The sequence below is a fragment of the Paenibacillus sp. GD4 genome, assembly GCF_030846225.1.
Classification (GTDB): Bacteria; Bacillota; Bacilli; order Paenibacillales; family NBRC-103111; genus Paenibacillus_G; species Paenibacillus_G silviterrae.
On the sequence record NZ_JAVCYK010000002.1, the window covers coordinates 1,940,055 to 1,955,893 of the forward strand.

The following is a 15,839-nucleotide window of genomic DNA, read 5'->3' on the forward strand; positions in this document are numbered from 1 at the left end:
TAGGTACAGCCTTAGTCCGAACGTTTTGGACCGAGGCTGTTCCAATGATGACGATTCGATCGGAGGATGTAACCATGAACTTATACGAAGCAAATGTGAAGCCTCGCGTCCTTGTCCTGACCGACATTGAGAATGAACCGGACGATGCCATGTCGTTGGTTCGTTTTCTTACCTATTCCAACCAATGGGATGTTGAAGGTCTTGTCGCAACGACCTCAATTCATCTGAGAGATAAAACCGCCGCGTGGCGTATTCGCGCGATTGTAGAAGCCTACAGTCAAGTCCGTGATAATCTGGAGCTGCATGAGCCTGGTTATCCGGATGGAGAGTATTTATTGTCAATCATTAAAGAAGGTCTTCCTCTTTACGGCATGGAAGCCGTCGGTGAGGATAAGGACTCCTCTGGCTCCGAACTACTGATCGAGGCTGTCGACCGTGACGACCCACGCCCGCTATGGGTGCTTGTATGGGGCGGTCCTAATGTGCTGGCTCAAGCGTTATGGAAGGTTCAGGCTACGCGCTCGGCTGAAGAGCTTACTACCTTCGTCTCCCGTCTACGTGTGTATGCCATCTCTGATCAGGATGATTCCGGTCCATGGATGAGGAAAACATTTCCCCATTTGTTCTATATCGCCAGTCCCGGCTTCCACGCCGGCGGAGCGTATCATTTTGCCACCTGGAGCGGAATTAGCGGCGACCACTTTCATGGTCGTTTCGTCGGGGCTGATTACAGCATCGTCGACAATCCTTGGCTTGATGAACATATTCGCTGCAAGGGACCACTTGGCGCTCAATATCCACAAGCCACTTTCCTCATGGAGGGTGACACGCCTACGTTCCTGTATCTCATCAACAATGGACTCAGCAGTCCCGAGCATCCGAATTGGGGGAGCTGGGGAGGTCGTTATGAGTTATTTACTCCGCCTACTCAGAAATGCTTCCTTGAGCCGGAGACAAGACCCTTCTGGAGTGATGCCGCGGACGAAGTGTTTGGTGTGGACGGGAACTGGCACACCAGCAATAAGGCGACGATATGGCGATGGCGTTCGGCGTTTCAGAATGATTTCGCGGCTCGTATGGACTGGACCGTCAAGTCTTATGCTGAGGCCAATCATCCGCCCGTTCCGAGGCTTGCTCACCCTGCCATGTTGACTGCCAAACCAGGCGATCGAGTTGATCTTAGTGCCGAAGGCTCCTATGACCCGGACGGAGACAAGCTTTCGTATCATTGGTTCTACTATGGGGAGGCAGGTACCTTCACCACATCGTTGGCACGTACCGGAGACCCGGTCCCGATTGAGAATGCCGACCAACCGCAGGCATGGTTTACCGTTCCGACTCAGCGCGTTCTTCGCAATGGCACCATGCACATCATTCTTGCCGTCACCGACAACGGTTCGCCGGCGCTGACCCGTTACAAACGAGTGATCGTGAACGTCGAATAAGAAAAACAAACTTGACACCCACGTTACGTATATCATTTCAAAGCTTTAGTTAAGGATCTTGACGTGCTGGGAAGACGGCCGATTCGACTTGAGGTTGCATTGAGGGCTGAGAAATTAGGGGCGACCAGGGTACTGTGAAGAGCACCGGAGTCGGGAGAGTATGTGACATACCTTGCTCCTTGAACTGCGGTAGCACTTCCAGTAAATCCTGTTGTATTCAGCGTCTAATTTAGTACGCACATTCCGTATATTCATTGTTTAGTAAGAGATTGTACCGTGGAGTTGGAGAAAGAACTGGTGGAATTACGAACAACAAGCCTTGTATCTATATGAATTTTGGTGGTGATAGAAGAGCCTTCATTCTCCATCAAATCTAGCAGCTTGGAAACGGCAGTTTCCGCTATGGCTTCCTTTTCTACATGTATTGTAGTTAATTCTGGAGAGATCACGACTGCTTCGTGGATGTTATCAAAACCTACTACTGATATATCGTGTGGTACTCTTATGCCTAGTTCCATGAAAGATTTGATTACGCTAATAGCAATATAATCGCATTCACAAAAAAGGGCCGACGGCAAATCCCCATTGCGGCTGCGAATGGCCGAGGTGAACTCTGGTTGTGATGAGACAATAGTGGGTGATATAGTAAACAAGTCTTTCTCAGCTAAGTCCAAACCCACCTCATGAAGAGCGTTAATAAACCCTTCCTTACGAGCGTTAAAATTATGCATTCGAACATTGGACTGCACGTATCCAATACTCTTATGACCAAGGCTGACCAAATGCTGGGCTGCTTGGTATGCACCCATCATGTTGTTCATTACGATGAAATGGGCGTTTAGTGTATTGTGGCATGTATCCAGAACGACAAGGTTTTTGTGGCGAGCGGCTATCATTTGAACTTGTTCACGGGATAGATTCGTACCCAGTAGTATGATTCCCCCGGACTCATGCTCTTGTTCAAGTTCTTCTATCTTGTCTTCCAAGTCAGCAGCAGGTACCGTGTTAAATAATAAAACAAGCCCCCGCTTCCTGCATTTTTCCTCAAGGTAATGTATGAGTTCCATGAAAAATGGTTGCTGATTGTAGTGTTCCAATATGATTCCTTCGTGTACGCAGGCAACAAACCGAATCGAATTTCCGGTAGTCGAAATCTTTTCCGTTCGCGTCGATCGCGGAACATAACCTTGATTCCTAACAATATCCAAAATTTTATTACGTGTTTCTTCGCTAACTCCGGGTTTCCCATTGATAGCTAAAGAAACGGCAGATTTTGAAACATTGGCCAATTTGGCTATATCCTCAATTTTCATGAAATGGTTCCCTCCGATTATTGACCAAGACAGCATAATGAACACTTAAATATTACAATAAAAAGAGATTAAAAATCAAATAAATTTTATAAACAAATTCACTAAAACAACTAAAAAAACATTTTTTTGGAACAGTGCAAAGGAAAGTATAATATGTGTTTTGAATAGGAGGAGGGATATCCGCATGATGCACAGATTCATTGAATAATGGGGAAGGCTTCTATGATGGGGATGGAGTCTATATTGTGCGTTTCACGCTTGATGAAGCGGGAGAATGGACATAAGGGAAACTTCTGCTGTACGGAGCCGCTCGCATGCGTCAATTAACAATAGAGGAGACCGGTATCACCTTCAACAAAGTTAGGATGTGCATTTTTCCGAAGCATTATCCATTTAATGCTACGGAAAACGGACGTCTGGTGGTCATTAACCAATGAGGACCTTTACGGCCAACGACTAAACTTTACACGATTCCATTGGGATTACGCTTATTTATGGACTCCTCAGGTGACTCCTCCTGGGGTTCTCTGTTCGCCATGTCTGTGCTGTCACTCATTCCAAGTCTTATCATTTTCTTTAGCTGCCAGAAATACTTCGTTGAAGGCATATCCACCACAGGCATTAAAGGATAAAGATATGATGTAAACAAATGAAATAAGCCTTAGTCCGAAATGTAACGGACTGGGGCTATTTTAGTTATTTTTAGTTGTTTATCGGAGGAACGATCGTAGTTAAGTGAGCAAGCCATCCTAGTTTATGAACTAAATAAATACTATATTTATATAAATAATATTATAAATACAACTAAAACATAGATTGACTAATTAATTATTCCCATGATAACATGAAATTAAACATGGTTTTTCTAAATTTACGTTATAAAAGTTGAGTTATAAGTTTAGGTGATGCGGCAGTTACAATCATTTGGAGGTGCAGCGATGAAAAAATTAAAGCTTGGATATGCCCCTACACGAAGATTTGTGTTTAGTGCGGAGGACGCCTTTAAGTACAAGGTAATGATAAAAGAAAAGATCGAAAGTTTCGGCCTTGACATCGATATCGTAGACCTGGAGGGGATCAATAACGAAGGACTCCTCTATGATGATAACATTAATGCGGACCTGATTATTGATAGATTCAAGAAAGAGCAGGTTGATGCCGTTTTCTTCCCGCATTGTAATTTCGGAACGGAAGATACCGTGGCCCGAGTCGGCAAAGCAATGGGGAAACCCGTGCTGCTGTGGGGACCTCGGGACGAAGCGCCTCTTGAGGATGGCATGCGTCTTCGCGATACACAGTGCGGATTATTTGCAACCGGCAAGGTATTGCGTCGATTCAACGTCCCTTTCTCTTACATAACAAATACACGGGTAAACGATCCGGTATTTGAAAGGGGATTCAGAAATTTCGTTGCAGCGGCTAACGTGGTTCGCCAATTCCGCAATCTTCGTATCCTGCAAATCGGTCCGCGTCCGTCTTCCTTCTGGACCATGATTTGTAACGAAGGCGAACTGCTCGAACGGTTCGGGATTGAGGTTCATCCGATTACACTTGTTGATATCCAGCGTGCGGCGAACCGGATTGAAAAAGGAAATTCCTCCGAGCTGACGGAAGCCATTGACTACATTAAAGCGAAGCTCGATTGGTCGGAAGTGACGGAGGGCGATGTGAAGCGCATTGCCTCATTAAAGGTAGCCATGAAGCAATATGCCAAGCAGACAGGCAGCTCGGCTATCGCCATTCAATGCTGGTCTTCGTTACAGGATGCCATGGGAATTATGCCTTGCCTTGCGAATGCGATATTGACAGACGAACAAATTCCCGTAACTTGCGAGACGGATATCCACGGTGCGATTACCTCCGTTATGGTTCAGGCCGCTTCCATGAATCAAGCGCCGACCTTTTTCGCCGATCTGACGGTGCGCCATCCCGAGAACGCGAACGGGGAGCTTCTGTTCCATTGCGGGAATTTCCCGGTATCGCTGTCGGTTGAGAATAAACCTAAGCTTCGTAAGCATTTCCTGTTCGATGACCATTCACCCGGCACGCACGAAGGTGAAATTAAAGGCGGCGAGATGACGCTTGCGCGTTTTGACGGCGATCATGGCGAATACCAGCTGTTCCTTGGACGTGCTAGAGGCATCGAAGGACCTTACACTCGCGGCTCTTATGTTTGGGTTGAAGTGAACGATTGGCCGTTATGGGAAGAGAAGCTGGTGAAAGGTCCTTATGTTCATCACTCCGTTGGAATTCACGCCAATGTCATTCCTGCTTTATACGAGGCGTGCCAATACATTCCGGGACTGACGCCGGACCCTGTGGATCCGACCGAAAGTGAAATTCAGGCATGGTTGAGAGGCAAAGGCCTGTAATAAAAGGAGGACATATGGAAATCAGAGAGCTTCAGATGAAAGCTGCCCAAATCCGTAAGGACCTGCTTACGATGATCCACCGCGCCAAAACAGGCCATACCGGCGGCTCGCTCAGCAATACGGATATATTGACGGCATTATATTATCGTGTGATGAATAATAACCCTAGCAATCCGAAGGACGCTAATCGGGATCGCTTTGTATTGAGTAAAGGTCATTCCGTCGAATCGTTATGGGCCATTCTGGCCGATCGGGGCTTCTTCCCTAGAGAGGAGCTTCTAACCTTCAGCCAGTTCGGGACTAAGTTCATTGGTCATCCGAACAATAAGGTGCCAGGGATCGAGATGAATACAGGTGCCTTGGGCCATGGATTGGCCGTTGCCGTTGGAATGGCGCTAGCCGCGAAACGCGATGGCAAGGCTTATCGTGCTTATTGTTTGATGGGAGACGGCGAGCAAGCCGAAGGCTCCGTATGGGAAGCGGCGATGGCCGGAGCCCATTACAAGCTGGATAATTTGATCGGAATTATTGATCGGAACCGGCTCCAAATTAGCGGAACGACCGAAGAAGTCATGGGACTGGAGCCGCTCGAAGAGAAGTGGGCCGCTTTCGGCTGGAACGTTATCTCCATTAACGGCAACGATATGAATGAGCTGGTACGGACCTTCGAGGCTATCCCGACGGTTGCCGGCAAGCCGACACTCGTTATGGCCAATACCGTGAAAGGCAAAGGGGTATCTTTCGCAGAAAATGTAGCCCATTGGCATCACCATGTGCCGAATGACGCGGAGTTGGAAAAGGCCTTAAGCGAGCTCGACGCGCTTATAGCAGCTTATCAACAGGAAGAGGAGGTGCGCTAAACATGAATACGATTCCGAATCGTCAAGTAATCTGTGAGACCTTGCTGAACCTCGGCAAAACGGATCGCGATATTATGGTGCTGGCAAGTGATTCCCGCGGTTCAGCCGCCATGGCCCCATTCGCTAAAGAACTGCCGGAACAGTTCGTTGAGGTGGGTATCGCCGAACAAAATATCGTTGGGATCTCGGCGGGCCTTGCGCACAGCGGGAAAAAACCCTTCGTTACCTCGCCGGCTTGCTTCCTAAGCATGCGCAGCATTGAGCAGATCAAAGTGGACGTCGCTTATTCGCAAACCAACGTAAAGCTGATCGGTATCAGCGGAGGCGTGAGCTATGGAGCTCTAGGGATGTCCCATCATTCCGTACAGGATCTCGCCGTAGCACGTGCGATCCCGGGACTTTCCGTCATTCTGCCTGCCGATCGACATGAAACGAAGCGGATGACGGAGGCGCTCGTCAAGCACGAAGGCGGCGTTTATGTGCGCATCGGTCGTAATCCTGTAGAGGACGTATACGAGTCCGATGACTATGAATTCGTCATCGGGAAAGCGGTGACGATGCGAGAGGGTACGGACCTAACCATTATAGCAGCCGGGGAAACGGTTCGGGTTGCTCTTGATACCTGTGAAGCACTCAAGGAATCAGGAGTGTCCTGCAGGGTGCTGAATATGCATACGATCAAACCATTGGATGAGGAAGCAATCGTGAAGGCAGCCAAGGAAACAGGTCATATTATCACGGTGGAAGAGCATAGCGTGCTTGGGGGACTGGGAGCAGCCGTAGCAGAGGTAGTTGTCCAGCATCAACCTGTACCTGTGCGAATCCTCGGCATACCGGACGAACCGGCCATTGCAGGGAAAACGTCAGAGGTCTTTAAGCATTACGGTATCAGCGCGGAAAACATAAAGCGCGTTGCACTCGAACTTCTTGGTAAGTAGGGGCGCTTGTATGAACAAAGAATATATACTGGCGATTGATCAGAGTACATCGGGTACCAAGGCACTTATCTTCGATCGCTGCGGAAACATTGTAGCGCGCTGCTCGGCACAGCATCAACAGTTGTATCCCGAGCCCGGTTGGGTAGAGCATGACCCTTTGGAAATTTACAACAATGTAAAGCAAACGGCTCTTAAGGTGCTGCAGCAGGCCGGTATTCAACCTGCAGAGCTTGCAGCACTGACCATAACAAATCAGCGTGAGACGGCTGTCATGTGGGATCGTACAACGGGACTACCTGTTTATCCTGCGATCGTTTGGCAATGTCAGCGTACCGCTGATCAATGCAATTCATATAAGATAGCCGGATTAGAGGATGAGGTACGCTCGAAAACGGGATTGATGTTAGATCCGTATTTCTCTGCAACCAAATGGGGCTGGATTCTAAACAATGTGGCAGGTGCAAAGGAGAAACTTGACGAAGGGAAGCTGATGGCCGGTACAATCGATAGCTGGCTCATATGGAAGCTTACTTCGGGAAAGGTTCATGCTACGGATTATACAAACGCCAGCCGTACCTCATTATTCAATATCCATACGCTTTGTTGGGATGAAGTGCTTTGTAATCAATTTGGAGTTCCATCCGAGCTTTTGCCCAATGTGAAATATTCCGACGATGAATACGGTTATACGGAAGACACAAGTCTATTTGGAGACATACGTGTTCCGATCACAGGCATTATCGGTGATTCGCAAGCAGCTTTATACGGCAATCAGTGCTTTCAACCGGGTATGGCGAAAGCCACCTATGGAACAGGTACCTCATTACTGATGAACGTTGGGGAAAGGCCTAACGCTCCCGGAAATGGGCTCGTTACCGCGGTCGCATGGGGTATCGGCGGCACAGTTACGTATGCGATGGAGGCTGTGGTTCGTACCTCGGGTGACAGCCTGAAATGGGTTCGTGACAATTTGGGTTTATTCAGTACATTCGCAGAGATGGAACAACTGCTTGTGCAAGCTCCAACGAATGAAGGGGTATATCTCGTGCCTGCTTTTGTCGGGCTCGGAGCGCCCTACTGGGATGCGTATGCGAGAGCTTCTATCATCGGGATGAACAGGGGTACGGGGAAGGCGCACATTATTCGTGCCGCATTAGAGAGCATTGCCTATCAAGTAAGCGATGCGGTTCAGTTAATAGAGAAGGAAACCGGGATCATTCTAAAAGAGCTCCGGGCGGATGGCGGAGCCTCCGACAATCAGACCTTGATGCAGTTTCAGGCTGATATGTTGAATTGTCCGGTTCTCAAATCGGAGGTAAGCGAGCTTTCGGCGATGGGAGCTTATTATTTGGGCGGGCTTGCCGTAGGGTTTTGGTCTTCTACGGATGAAATTCGTTCGCTGAGTAAGGAGTATAAGAGATATGTTCCACAAATGGCGATGGAAGATTGCAATCGCTTTCGTGAAGGTTGGTTGCGGGCGGTCAGCTCTGTATTAACCACAAAATTATCACAGTAATTATTAACGGAGGGTCATTCAATGAAAACGAAAGCAACATGGACAAGACTTGGAAGCATTACGTTAGCGGCATCCGTTCTTTTGGCAGCCGGTTGCAGTAAAAGTGAGAAGGCTCCTGCAGCAAGCACAGAAAACGGGAATCAGCCTTTGAAAATCAGCATGATGGTTTCCCTCCAAACACCGGAGGTTCCCTCTGAAGATCTGAAGAAATTGATCGAGCAGAAAACAAATACCCAGCTGAACATCCAATTTGTACCGAGCGGTGCCTATGAGGAAAAGTTCCAAGCGGCCATGGTTACGGATTCTTTGCCTGAAATCAGTTATCTAGGCAATCAGAACAGCTTTATCAATTTTAGAGATGCCATCAAAAACCAGCAGTTTTGGGAGGTTGGACCTTATTTAAAGGATTATCCGAACCTGAGCAAGCTGAATCCGGATGTGTTAAAGAATACAGCTGTGGATGGTAAAATATATACCCTTTATCAAGAGGTTCCTTTGACGCGTCAAGGCATAATTTATCGAAAGGATCTCGCGGATAAGCTGGGGATTACACCTCCCAAAACAACGGAAGACATCTACAACATGCTCAAAAAATTTAAAGAATCCGGAGTTGCCATTCCATTAGCAGACAGAAACGATTTGGTCTACGGTTCTTTTAAAACGTTAAGTTCCTGGTTCGGCACACCGAATAACTGGGGGCTGGAAAATGGCAAGCTAGTTCCGGAGTTTATGACTAAGCAGTATATGGACACCATGAATTTTATGAAAAGGCTTCATAAGGAAGGTCTCATTAATCAAGATTTCCCTGTAACGAGTAAGGCGGATCAGCAAAATATGATGTATAGCGGAAAATCCGCGGTATATATCGGTTCGATGCCTGATGTCCAAACCATGCACGCCAAGACCCAGTCGACGATTAAAACTGCTGAGTATGATGTTACGAATGCAATTGTGAAACCCGATGGAAAGAATGGAGTTTGGGCAGTACCGGGTTATAGCACGGTTATCGTGTTTCCTAAGACAGCCGTCAAGACGGAAGAGCATCTAAAGAAGCTTTTGGCCTTCTGTGATAAGCTGTTTGATCCGGAAATCGCGAACCTCATGCAGTATGGTGTAGAGGGTACGCACTATAATTTGAAAGACGGAAAAGTAGAGCCGATCGCCGACGTGAAAAAGATTGAAAAGGATGTAAAGGCTTACTGGGGACTATCGTTGTCTCGAGTTACGAATATTAAACCGAAGGTTTACGACTTACCTGTTGCTGAAAAAGCAGATCAGCTCGTAGCGGATGCGACGAAGTTTGCTATTAACGATCCTACGGCACCGTTACATTCGGCAACCTATACGGAAAGAGGGCCTCGACTGCAGGAAATCATCAAAGATGCAACCTATAAGTATATTCTTGGCGGCATGGATGAGAATGGTTTCCAGGCTGAAATTAAGAAATGGCAGGAACAAGGCGGAGCAAAGATTATCGAAGAGTATAATGCTTCATTAACGCAAAGCAATACCCAAAAATAAGCTTTCTACTATAACAGCGGATGCGATTCACGAATCGTTGTCCGCTTTTTGCGTAAAATATGTACAGTGCTTAAAGTAACAGTTATCATTCATATTATAATCAACCGGAGGAGGAATCAGTTTGAATAACCGTGTAAGAATTACAAAACTGAGGGTTGAAAATAGGTGTAATCCAATCGGCATTGATGCCGAAGCTCCCCGCTTTAGTTGGATCATGGAAGCTGATGAACGCGGGCAAAAGCAGACGGCTTATCAGATTCTAGTAACCTCTGAATTGTCAGGGGATTCGGCAGATGTGTGGAACAGCGGAAAAGTCTTGTCTAACGAATCGGTTGCGATCGTTTATACAGGAGAAGCCCTGCAGCCTTCGACCCGTTATTACTGGACTGTCATGGTATGGGATAAGGATGGTCAAGTCTTCATAGCTGAGGAGCAGGCATATTTTGAAACCGGAGTGAGAAGCACAGACGGTATTACCGGTTGGAGTGGAGCCAAGTGGATCACGATGAATGCCAAAACACCGAAAAGTCCTGGGGCCCCGATGTTCAGAAAAGAAACGAAACTGAGAGGGAAAGTCAAACATGCCAGACTTTATATATCGGCGCTGGGTGTATACGATGCCTATCTTAATGGGCAAAAGCTTGGGATCGTCATGGATGATGGCCGCCGCGTTTACGAACACATGCCTCCCGGATGGACGAATTTTGATCGGAACAATACATACATGACCTACGATGTTACATCCTATATGAAGGACGACGTAGCCGTGCTCGGGGCCATACTAGGGAATGGCTGGTGGAATGGCCGCATTTCCAAGGCACCGGGATCTGAGAAACAAACCGTGTATTACAACGATGAAAAAAACGAATTGGCGCTGTTTTGTAAGTTATTGATTACCTATGAAGATGGGTCCACCCAAGCTATCGTGACGGATACGGACTCCGGCTGGAAGGCAGCCGATACAGGCCCGGTAAGGGAAGATGATATTTATGATGGCGAAACGTACGATGCCACGATGGAAATCGAGGGCTGGGCAGAATCAGGATTTAATGATGCACAATGGCAGGAGGTAAAGGAACATCGTTACAGAAAGGACTTTCCGCATGCAAGCGTAACCGCTTACCATGGGGAAACGGCGCAGATTGTAGATGCGCTGGATCAAGTCCCGCAGGCAATCACCACATACACTGATATTATCGCCGAAGAAGAAACCGCCAATGGCCGGGGGAAAATTAAAGTTGATCCCGCACGCACCATTACCGACACGGAGGCCGCTAGGCGTCATGTGATAACGGTTTTATCAGGTGATACGGTCATTTATGACCTGGGACAAAACATGGTCGGTGTACCACGTGTAATCGTTGAGGGTCCGAAAGGGACGCAAGTAAGGATTCGTTATGCGGAGATGTTGAATGATGAGAGCAAAGGGGCAGACGGTCCTGTAGGCTCGATATATGTGGCAAATCTGCGAAAAGCGGATGTAACTGATTATTATACGTTAAAGGGAGCTTCGAACGGAGAAACGTATCAACCTGCCTTCACCTATCACGGGTTTCGATATGTAGAGATCACCGTTGCCGCGGGTGAGTCCGTGACGATTCACGGCCTAACGGGTAAAGTGGTCAGATCTGCGATTCCTGAGACTGGGAGTATAGAAACTTCACACCGTGATGTCAATCAGCTCTTTAGCAACATTATGTGGGGACACCGCGGCAATTATTTGTGGATTCCCACGGATTGCCCTCAGCGAAATGAACGTGTTGGCTGGTCGGGTGATACGCAGCTTTTTGCTAACACCGCTTTATATAATATGGAAGCAGCTCTTTTTCTCGAAAATTGGATGGATATGTTCGTACAATGTCAAGAAACGTACGGAAACGGTGCGTTTACATCGACAGCTCCGAGTGGAAGGTATGCGAATTTCAGAGGGTTTGTCGGCAATGGCGGCTGGGCTGATGCAGGCATCGTCGTGCCATGGACGGTTTGGCAGATGACAGGCGATACGATGATTATAGAAAAAAACTACGCAGCCATGAACCGATTCATGGATTGGATCTATGATCAGACCGGCGAGACATACCGAGGTACGGGAAGCATTGGGGACTGGTTGAATTTTCAAGGGACAGACCGGCAGCTCATGAGCGATGTTTATTATGTTTACGATGCCATATTAATGGCGGGCATGGCTGGAGCTATCGGGAAAACGGCTGATGTGCGGAAATATGAAGCACTACACGAAAAAATTAGACAAACGTTTATCAAACATTACATTCATGTAGATGAAAATGGAGCTTTGACAGTCTTGTCTTCAGGTGGTTATAAGGCTTTGGAATATGATGATAACCCGGATCAAGTCGGTGTTGAGAACATCAAGATGGAAGATAACAGCCAAGCTTCGCTCTTATGGTGCTTAAAGCTGGGACTTTATGAGAATGAGGACCAGCGACAGCAAATGATTCATTTATTGACTGAAAATATCAAAAACAGTGAGGCTTATAAAACGGCTCATCCGGAAAGCTCACGAGTAAATTATGCCGAAAATACGTTGTCTGTCGGATTCCTGGGCGTCAATGTCATCGCCCCGGTTTTGTCGGATGTAGGTCAATCGGAGCTGGCCTATAAGCTGCTGCTGCAAGATGCGATGCCATCCTGGTTATATTCGGTCAAAAATGGGGCAACAACGGTTTGGGAACGCTGGAATTCCTACTCGGTGGAAGATGGGTTTGGCGATGTGCGCATGAACTCCTTTAATCACTATGCTTATGGCGCAATTGCCGAATGGATGTATAAGTATATGGCCGGGATTGCCAACGACCCGGCGCAACCTGGGTTCAAACATATCATATTGAGGCCCGAAATAGACTTAAATGAACAGATCACTTGGGTAAAAGGATCGTATGACTCTGTTCGCGGAACGATTCGAAGTGAATGGAAAGTGAAGGGCAACAATTTGTCTTACGCCGTTACGATCCCAGCAAATACGACGGCCACACTTTATCTGCCGTCAAATCATCAACAAAATGTGAGTGAGGGCGGAAAACCGGTTCAAGAGGCGGAAGGAATTCATTTTATCGCTCATAAGAACGGCAAAGCTATCTATGAGCTTGGTGCGGGAAGTTATACGTTCGAATCTGTTCTTAAACCCTAAATATCGATTATAAAGACTTTCGGCGACAGCTTAGTGACGGGGGCTCGACATTCGGGCACCACTATGACAGAGAGAATTAAATGTGTGAGGAAGTAAGGGCTACTCCAAGATCATCCTAGATGACTTTTGGAATAGCCTCTTTATGGTTTCTGTATGAAGGATATGGATGATGCACCAGTAACAAGTCAGAAATTCGGACAATTTCAGCAGCATGTTTGTGTTATCATGATGGAAAGTAGTCTGATTTTTCAGGGAGGAGAACAAGGTGCTTCCGCAAACATTACGGATCTTCAAGCATAAAAGCGTTTTCATTAAAATGCTGCTCCTCTTTAACATCTTCGTCGTGATGATGATTCTGGCTTTCGGGTACATCTCGTACACCAAATCGGCTTCTCTGCTGATTTCGGAAGTGGTGGAATCCAACAATCAATATTTGGAGCTGGCCCGCAGCAACATTGATAACACACTGGTTTCATTGGACACGTTGTCCTTACAAGTCACCCTCCAGGACGATATATGGCGCTCGCTCTATTTGTCGGAACAGACTTGGGACCTAGATCAGCTGCTCTTCGTAAATATTATCCAATACCTCAAAAGCGTTAAGCTCTCCAACCCGATGATTTCGGATCTATGGCTGCAGTATTACCGTTACCCCGTCGTGATAAATCACGAGTCAAAATATAATCAAGAACATTATTACAATCAGATTTACGTAACGAAACCCGCTCAGCTATGGCAGGAAAGGCCGAAATATCACAGCATATCGTATCTGGGTCCCATGAAATTGTCTGCAGCAGGCGACGGCCGGGAAGTGCTCACTTTCGCGCGTACCGTACCTTTCAGCGATATATCACCTACCGGTATGCTCTATATGAATCTGGATACCGAGAATCTCTCGCGAATACTGCAAAACGGAAGCGATCCGTACCCTGCTTTTATGTATGCCATTGATCGGGATGGAAGACTGTTGTTTAGCAGCGCAGTGGAAAATGAGCAGGATCAAATTCTCCTATCGACGAGCGGAACGATTACGCAAAAGGTAATGAGTTTATCGGCGAAAAACGGGCACCTTGAGGAGAACGTATCTGGAAGCGATTATCAAATCGTCTTTACCTCATCCCGTGTGAACGACTGGACCTACATCAGTGTTGTTCCTACTGCGTTTATCAAGGCAAAGGCAAATCAATTCCGGGAATTTACTTGGCTTGCGGCAAGCTTGTGCCTGATCGGTGGGCTCATCCTATCTTATTTCCTGATTAATCGGATGTATCGTCCGATTAATAAAATTGTCAGCTACATTGATCTATTCGGCCGTAAGCATCCGGAGGAAAATAGGCGTTCCGCGGAGGATGAGCTCGGGTTTATCGACCGGATCATCAATTACGCCTATTATGAGGTCCATCATTTGAGAGACACCTTTGAGAAACATGTACCGAAGCTTCGGCAGAATTTCCTTTATGATTTACTGGAGGGCCGTTTATCGGCGGCGAATGTCAAAGAAACCGCCGAAGAGCTGCAGCTTCCGTTTCATTACGATATGTTTCAGATTATCGTGTTCGAGACCGTTGACTTCTCATTGGATGATGCCATAAGCACATTGGGACACGATATGACCGCCTTATTCGATGAATTGGCCATGGGAATTGGAGGGACTTCGATCCGATCGATTCGAAAAAGAACCGATAAGATGGTTTCCATCCTTAATTTACATTACGAGCATCCGAATCCGGAAGCGGCTAGCGAATATATCAGCAAAGTGCTGGTTTACTTTAAGCATACGTATAGCCGCACCTTTACCGTGGGGGTTGGCAAGGTGTACGGACGGGCAGAGGAGATTCCGCTTTCTTACGTGGATGCCTTATCCTCGCTGCAATATAAGGTAGTTAAGGGCCAAGGCAGCATCATCTTCGTTGACGAGGTCACGAAGCTGCCGGAAAGCTCCTTTCACTATACCTTCGATATGGAGAAGCAGCTTATCAATGCGATAAAAACCGGCAATGCCGAGAGCTTAGCGAGATTGCTCGACATCATTTGGACAAAGAATCTGGAGGGGACGGTCCCAACGCTGGAAATCATCCATAATCTGTTTCATGCCTTGGCCGGTACGGCCATTCGTACCATTTATGAGCTCGGAGCGAATTCCGGAGAAATTTTCGGGGAAGCCTTCGATCTTTACCGGGAATTGAATCAACAATCGAGTGTCGCGGAGAAAAAAGCGTGCATCGAGCGTGCTATGTCCATGATTTCCGATTGGATCACGGCTAAGCAGCAGGGGCAATATGCGAAGCTGCTGAACCAAATCAAGCTATTCGTAGATTCCCGTTACCGACAGGATTTGTCCCAGTCGATGCTGAGTGAGCATTTAGGGTTATCTTCATCTTATCTCAGCAGCATTTTCAAGGAGGTTACCGGCTTGAATTTCGCTGATTATGTGAATTCGCGGCGGATCGAACAGGCCAAGGACTTACTCCGCCAATCCGACGTATCGATTGTGGAAATCGCTGAGAAGGTAGGCTTCAGCAATTCCAATACATTTATTCGTGTGTTCAAACGGCACGAGGGGATCACTCCCGGACAATACCGGCAGCTCGAACACTCCGTTTCGTAGCTGACCAAGCCCTTCGCAAGGAGGGCTCTTTCTTTTTGCAAGGCACCGTAAAACTTATCGATGCATCTAAAAATACGACGATGAAACATCGTGAAATATCAACACGTTTCTAAGAAAG

At 47.1% G+C, this 15,839-nt stretch carries 11 protein-coding genes; 10 read left to right on the plus strand and 1 reads right to left on the minus strand.

Annotation, left to right across the window (positions count from 1 at the left end; genetic code table 11):
- Positions 1 to 44: 44 nt before the first annotated feature.
- Positions 45 to 1,445 carry a DUF1593 domain-containing protein gene (locus RAC89_RS31200; protein WP_306617603.1) on the plus strand — a complete coding sequence of 467 codons (1,401 nt, stop codon included), beginning with the start codon at positions 45 to 47 and terminating at the stop codon, positions 1,443 to 1,445.
- Positions 1,446 to 1,696: 251 nt separating this feature from the next.
- On the opposite strand, the gene RAC89_RS31205 is transcribed toward RAC89_RS31200, so the two are convergent.
- Complete coding sequence (locus tag RAC89_RS31205; RefSeq protein ID WP_306617605.1) at positions 1,697 to 2,758, minus strand: LacI family DNA-binding transcriptional regulator; 1,062 nt, start codon at positions 2,756 to 2,758, stop codon at positions 1,697 to 1,699.
- A 200-nt stretch (positions 2,759 to 2,958) separates the two neighbouring features.
- On the opposite strand from RAC89_RS31205, the gene RAC89_RS31825 reads away from it, so the two are divergent.
- The 9 genes from RAC89_RS31825 (at position 2,959) to RAC89_RS31245 (ending at position 15,721) form a co-directional block, all read left to right on the plus strand.
- Entirely contained in the window at positions 2,959 to 3,042 is an 84-nt protein-coding gene (locus RAC89_RS31825; RefSeq protein WP_373430121.1) for a DUF5060 domain-containing protein, read from the plus strand.
- A 654-nt stretch (positions 3,043 to 3,696) separates the two neighbouring features.
- Entirely contained in the window at positions 3,697 to 5,130 is a 1,434-nt protein-coding gene (locus RAC89_RS31210; RefSeq protein ID WP_306617607.1) for an L-fucose/L-arabinose isomerase family protein, read from the plus strand.
- A gap of 14 nt (positions 5,131 to 5,144) precedes the next feature.
- Positions 5,145 to 5,990: a transketolase gene (locus RAC89_RS31215; protein WP_306617610.1), complete on the plus strand. Its 846-nt coding sequence runs from the start codon at positions 5,145 to 5,147 to the stop codon at positions 5,988 to 5,990.
- A gap of 2 nt (positions 5,991 to 5,992) precedes the next feature.
- Positions 5,993 to 6,928 carry a transketolase family protein gene (locus RAC89_RS31220; RefSeq protein WP_284645278.1) on the plus strand — a complete coding sequence of 312 codons (936 nt, stop codon included), beginning with the start codon at positions 5,993 to 5,995 and terminating at the stop codon, positions 6,926 to 6,928.
- Positions 6,929 to 6,938: 10 nt separating this feature from the next.
- A complete protein-coding gene (gene glpK / locus RAC89_RS31225; RefSeq protein ID WP_306617613.1) occupies positions 6,939 to 8,444 on the plus strand; it encodes a glycerol kinase GlpK in 1,506 nt (501 codons plus the stop codon).
- A gap of 21 nt (positions 8,445 to 8,465) precedes the next feature.
- Positions 8,466 to 9,965, plus strand: a complete 1,500-nt coding sequence (locus RAC89_RS31230) for an extracellular solute-binding protein (RefSeq protein ID WP_306617615.1) — start codon at positions 8,466 to 8,468, stop codon at positions 9,963 to 9,965.
- A 121-nt stretch (positions 9,966 to 10,086) separates the two neighbouring features.
- On the plus strand, positions 10,087 to 13,113 hold the full coding sequence (locus RAC89_RS31235) for a family 78 glycoside hydrolase catalytic domain (RefSeq protein WP_306617617.1): 3,027 nt from the start codon (positions 10,087 to 10,089) through the stop codon (positions 13,111 to 13,113).
- Between the two features lie 153 nt (positions 13,114 to 13,266).
- Positions 13,267 to 13,413 (plus strand): hypothetical protein, encoded by a 147-nt coding sequence (locus RAC89_RS31240; protein WP_306617619.1) that lies wholly within the window; start codon positions 13,267 to 13,269, stop codon positions 13,411 to 13,413.
- Positions 13,379 to 15,721, plus strand: coding sequence for a helix-turn-helix domain-containing protein (locus tag RAC89_RS31245; RefSeq protein ID WP_306617620.1), 2,343 nt, complete (start codon positions 13,379 to 13,381; stop codon positions 15,719 to 15,721). The genes RAC89_RS31240 and RAC89_RS31245 overlap by 35 nt, the downstream gene beginning before the upstream one ends.
- Positions 15,722 to 15,839 lie beyond the last annotated feature (118 nt).

Coding starts and splice junctions, on each gene's coding strand:
- RAC89_RS31220 (WP_284645278.1), top strand. CDS start 5,993: ATGAATACGATTCCGAATCGTCAAGTAATCTGTGAGACCTTGCTGAAC.
- RAC89_RS31215 (WP_306617610.1), top strand. CDS start 5,145: ATGGAAATCAGAGAGCTTCAGATGAAAGCTGCCCAAATCCGTAAGGAC.
- RAC89_RS31230 (WP_306617615.1), top strand. CDS start 8,466: ATGAAAACGAAAGCAACATGGACAAGACTTGGAAGCATTACGTTAGCG.
- RAC89_RS31205 (WP_306617605.1), bottom strand. CDS start 2,758: ATGAAAATTGAGGATATAGCCAAATTGGCCAATGTTTCAAAATCTGCC.
- RAC89_RS31240 (WP_306617619.1), top strand. CDS start 13,267: ATGAAGGATATGGATGATGCACCAGTAACAAGTCAGAAATTCGGACAA.
- glpK (WP_306617613.1), top strand. CDS start 6,939: ATGAACAAAGAATATATACTGGCGATTGATCAGAGTACATCGGGTACC.
- RAC89_RS31200 (WP_306617603.1), top strand. CDS start 45: ATGATGACGATTCGATCGGAGGATGTAACCATGAACTTATACGAAGCA.
- RAC89_RS31210 (WP_306617607.1), top strand. CDS start 3,697: ATGAAAAAATTAAAGCTTGGATATGCCCCTACACGAAGATTTGTGTTT.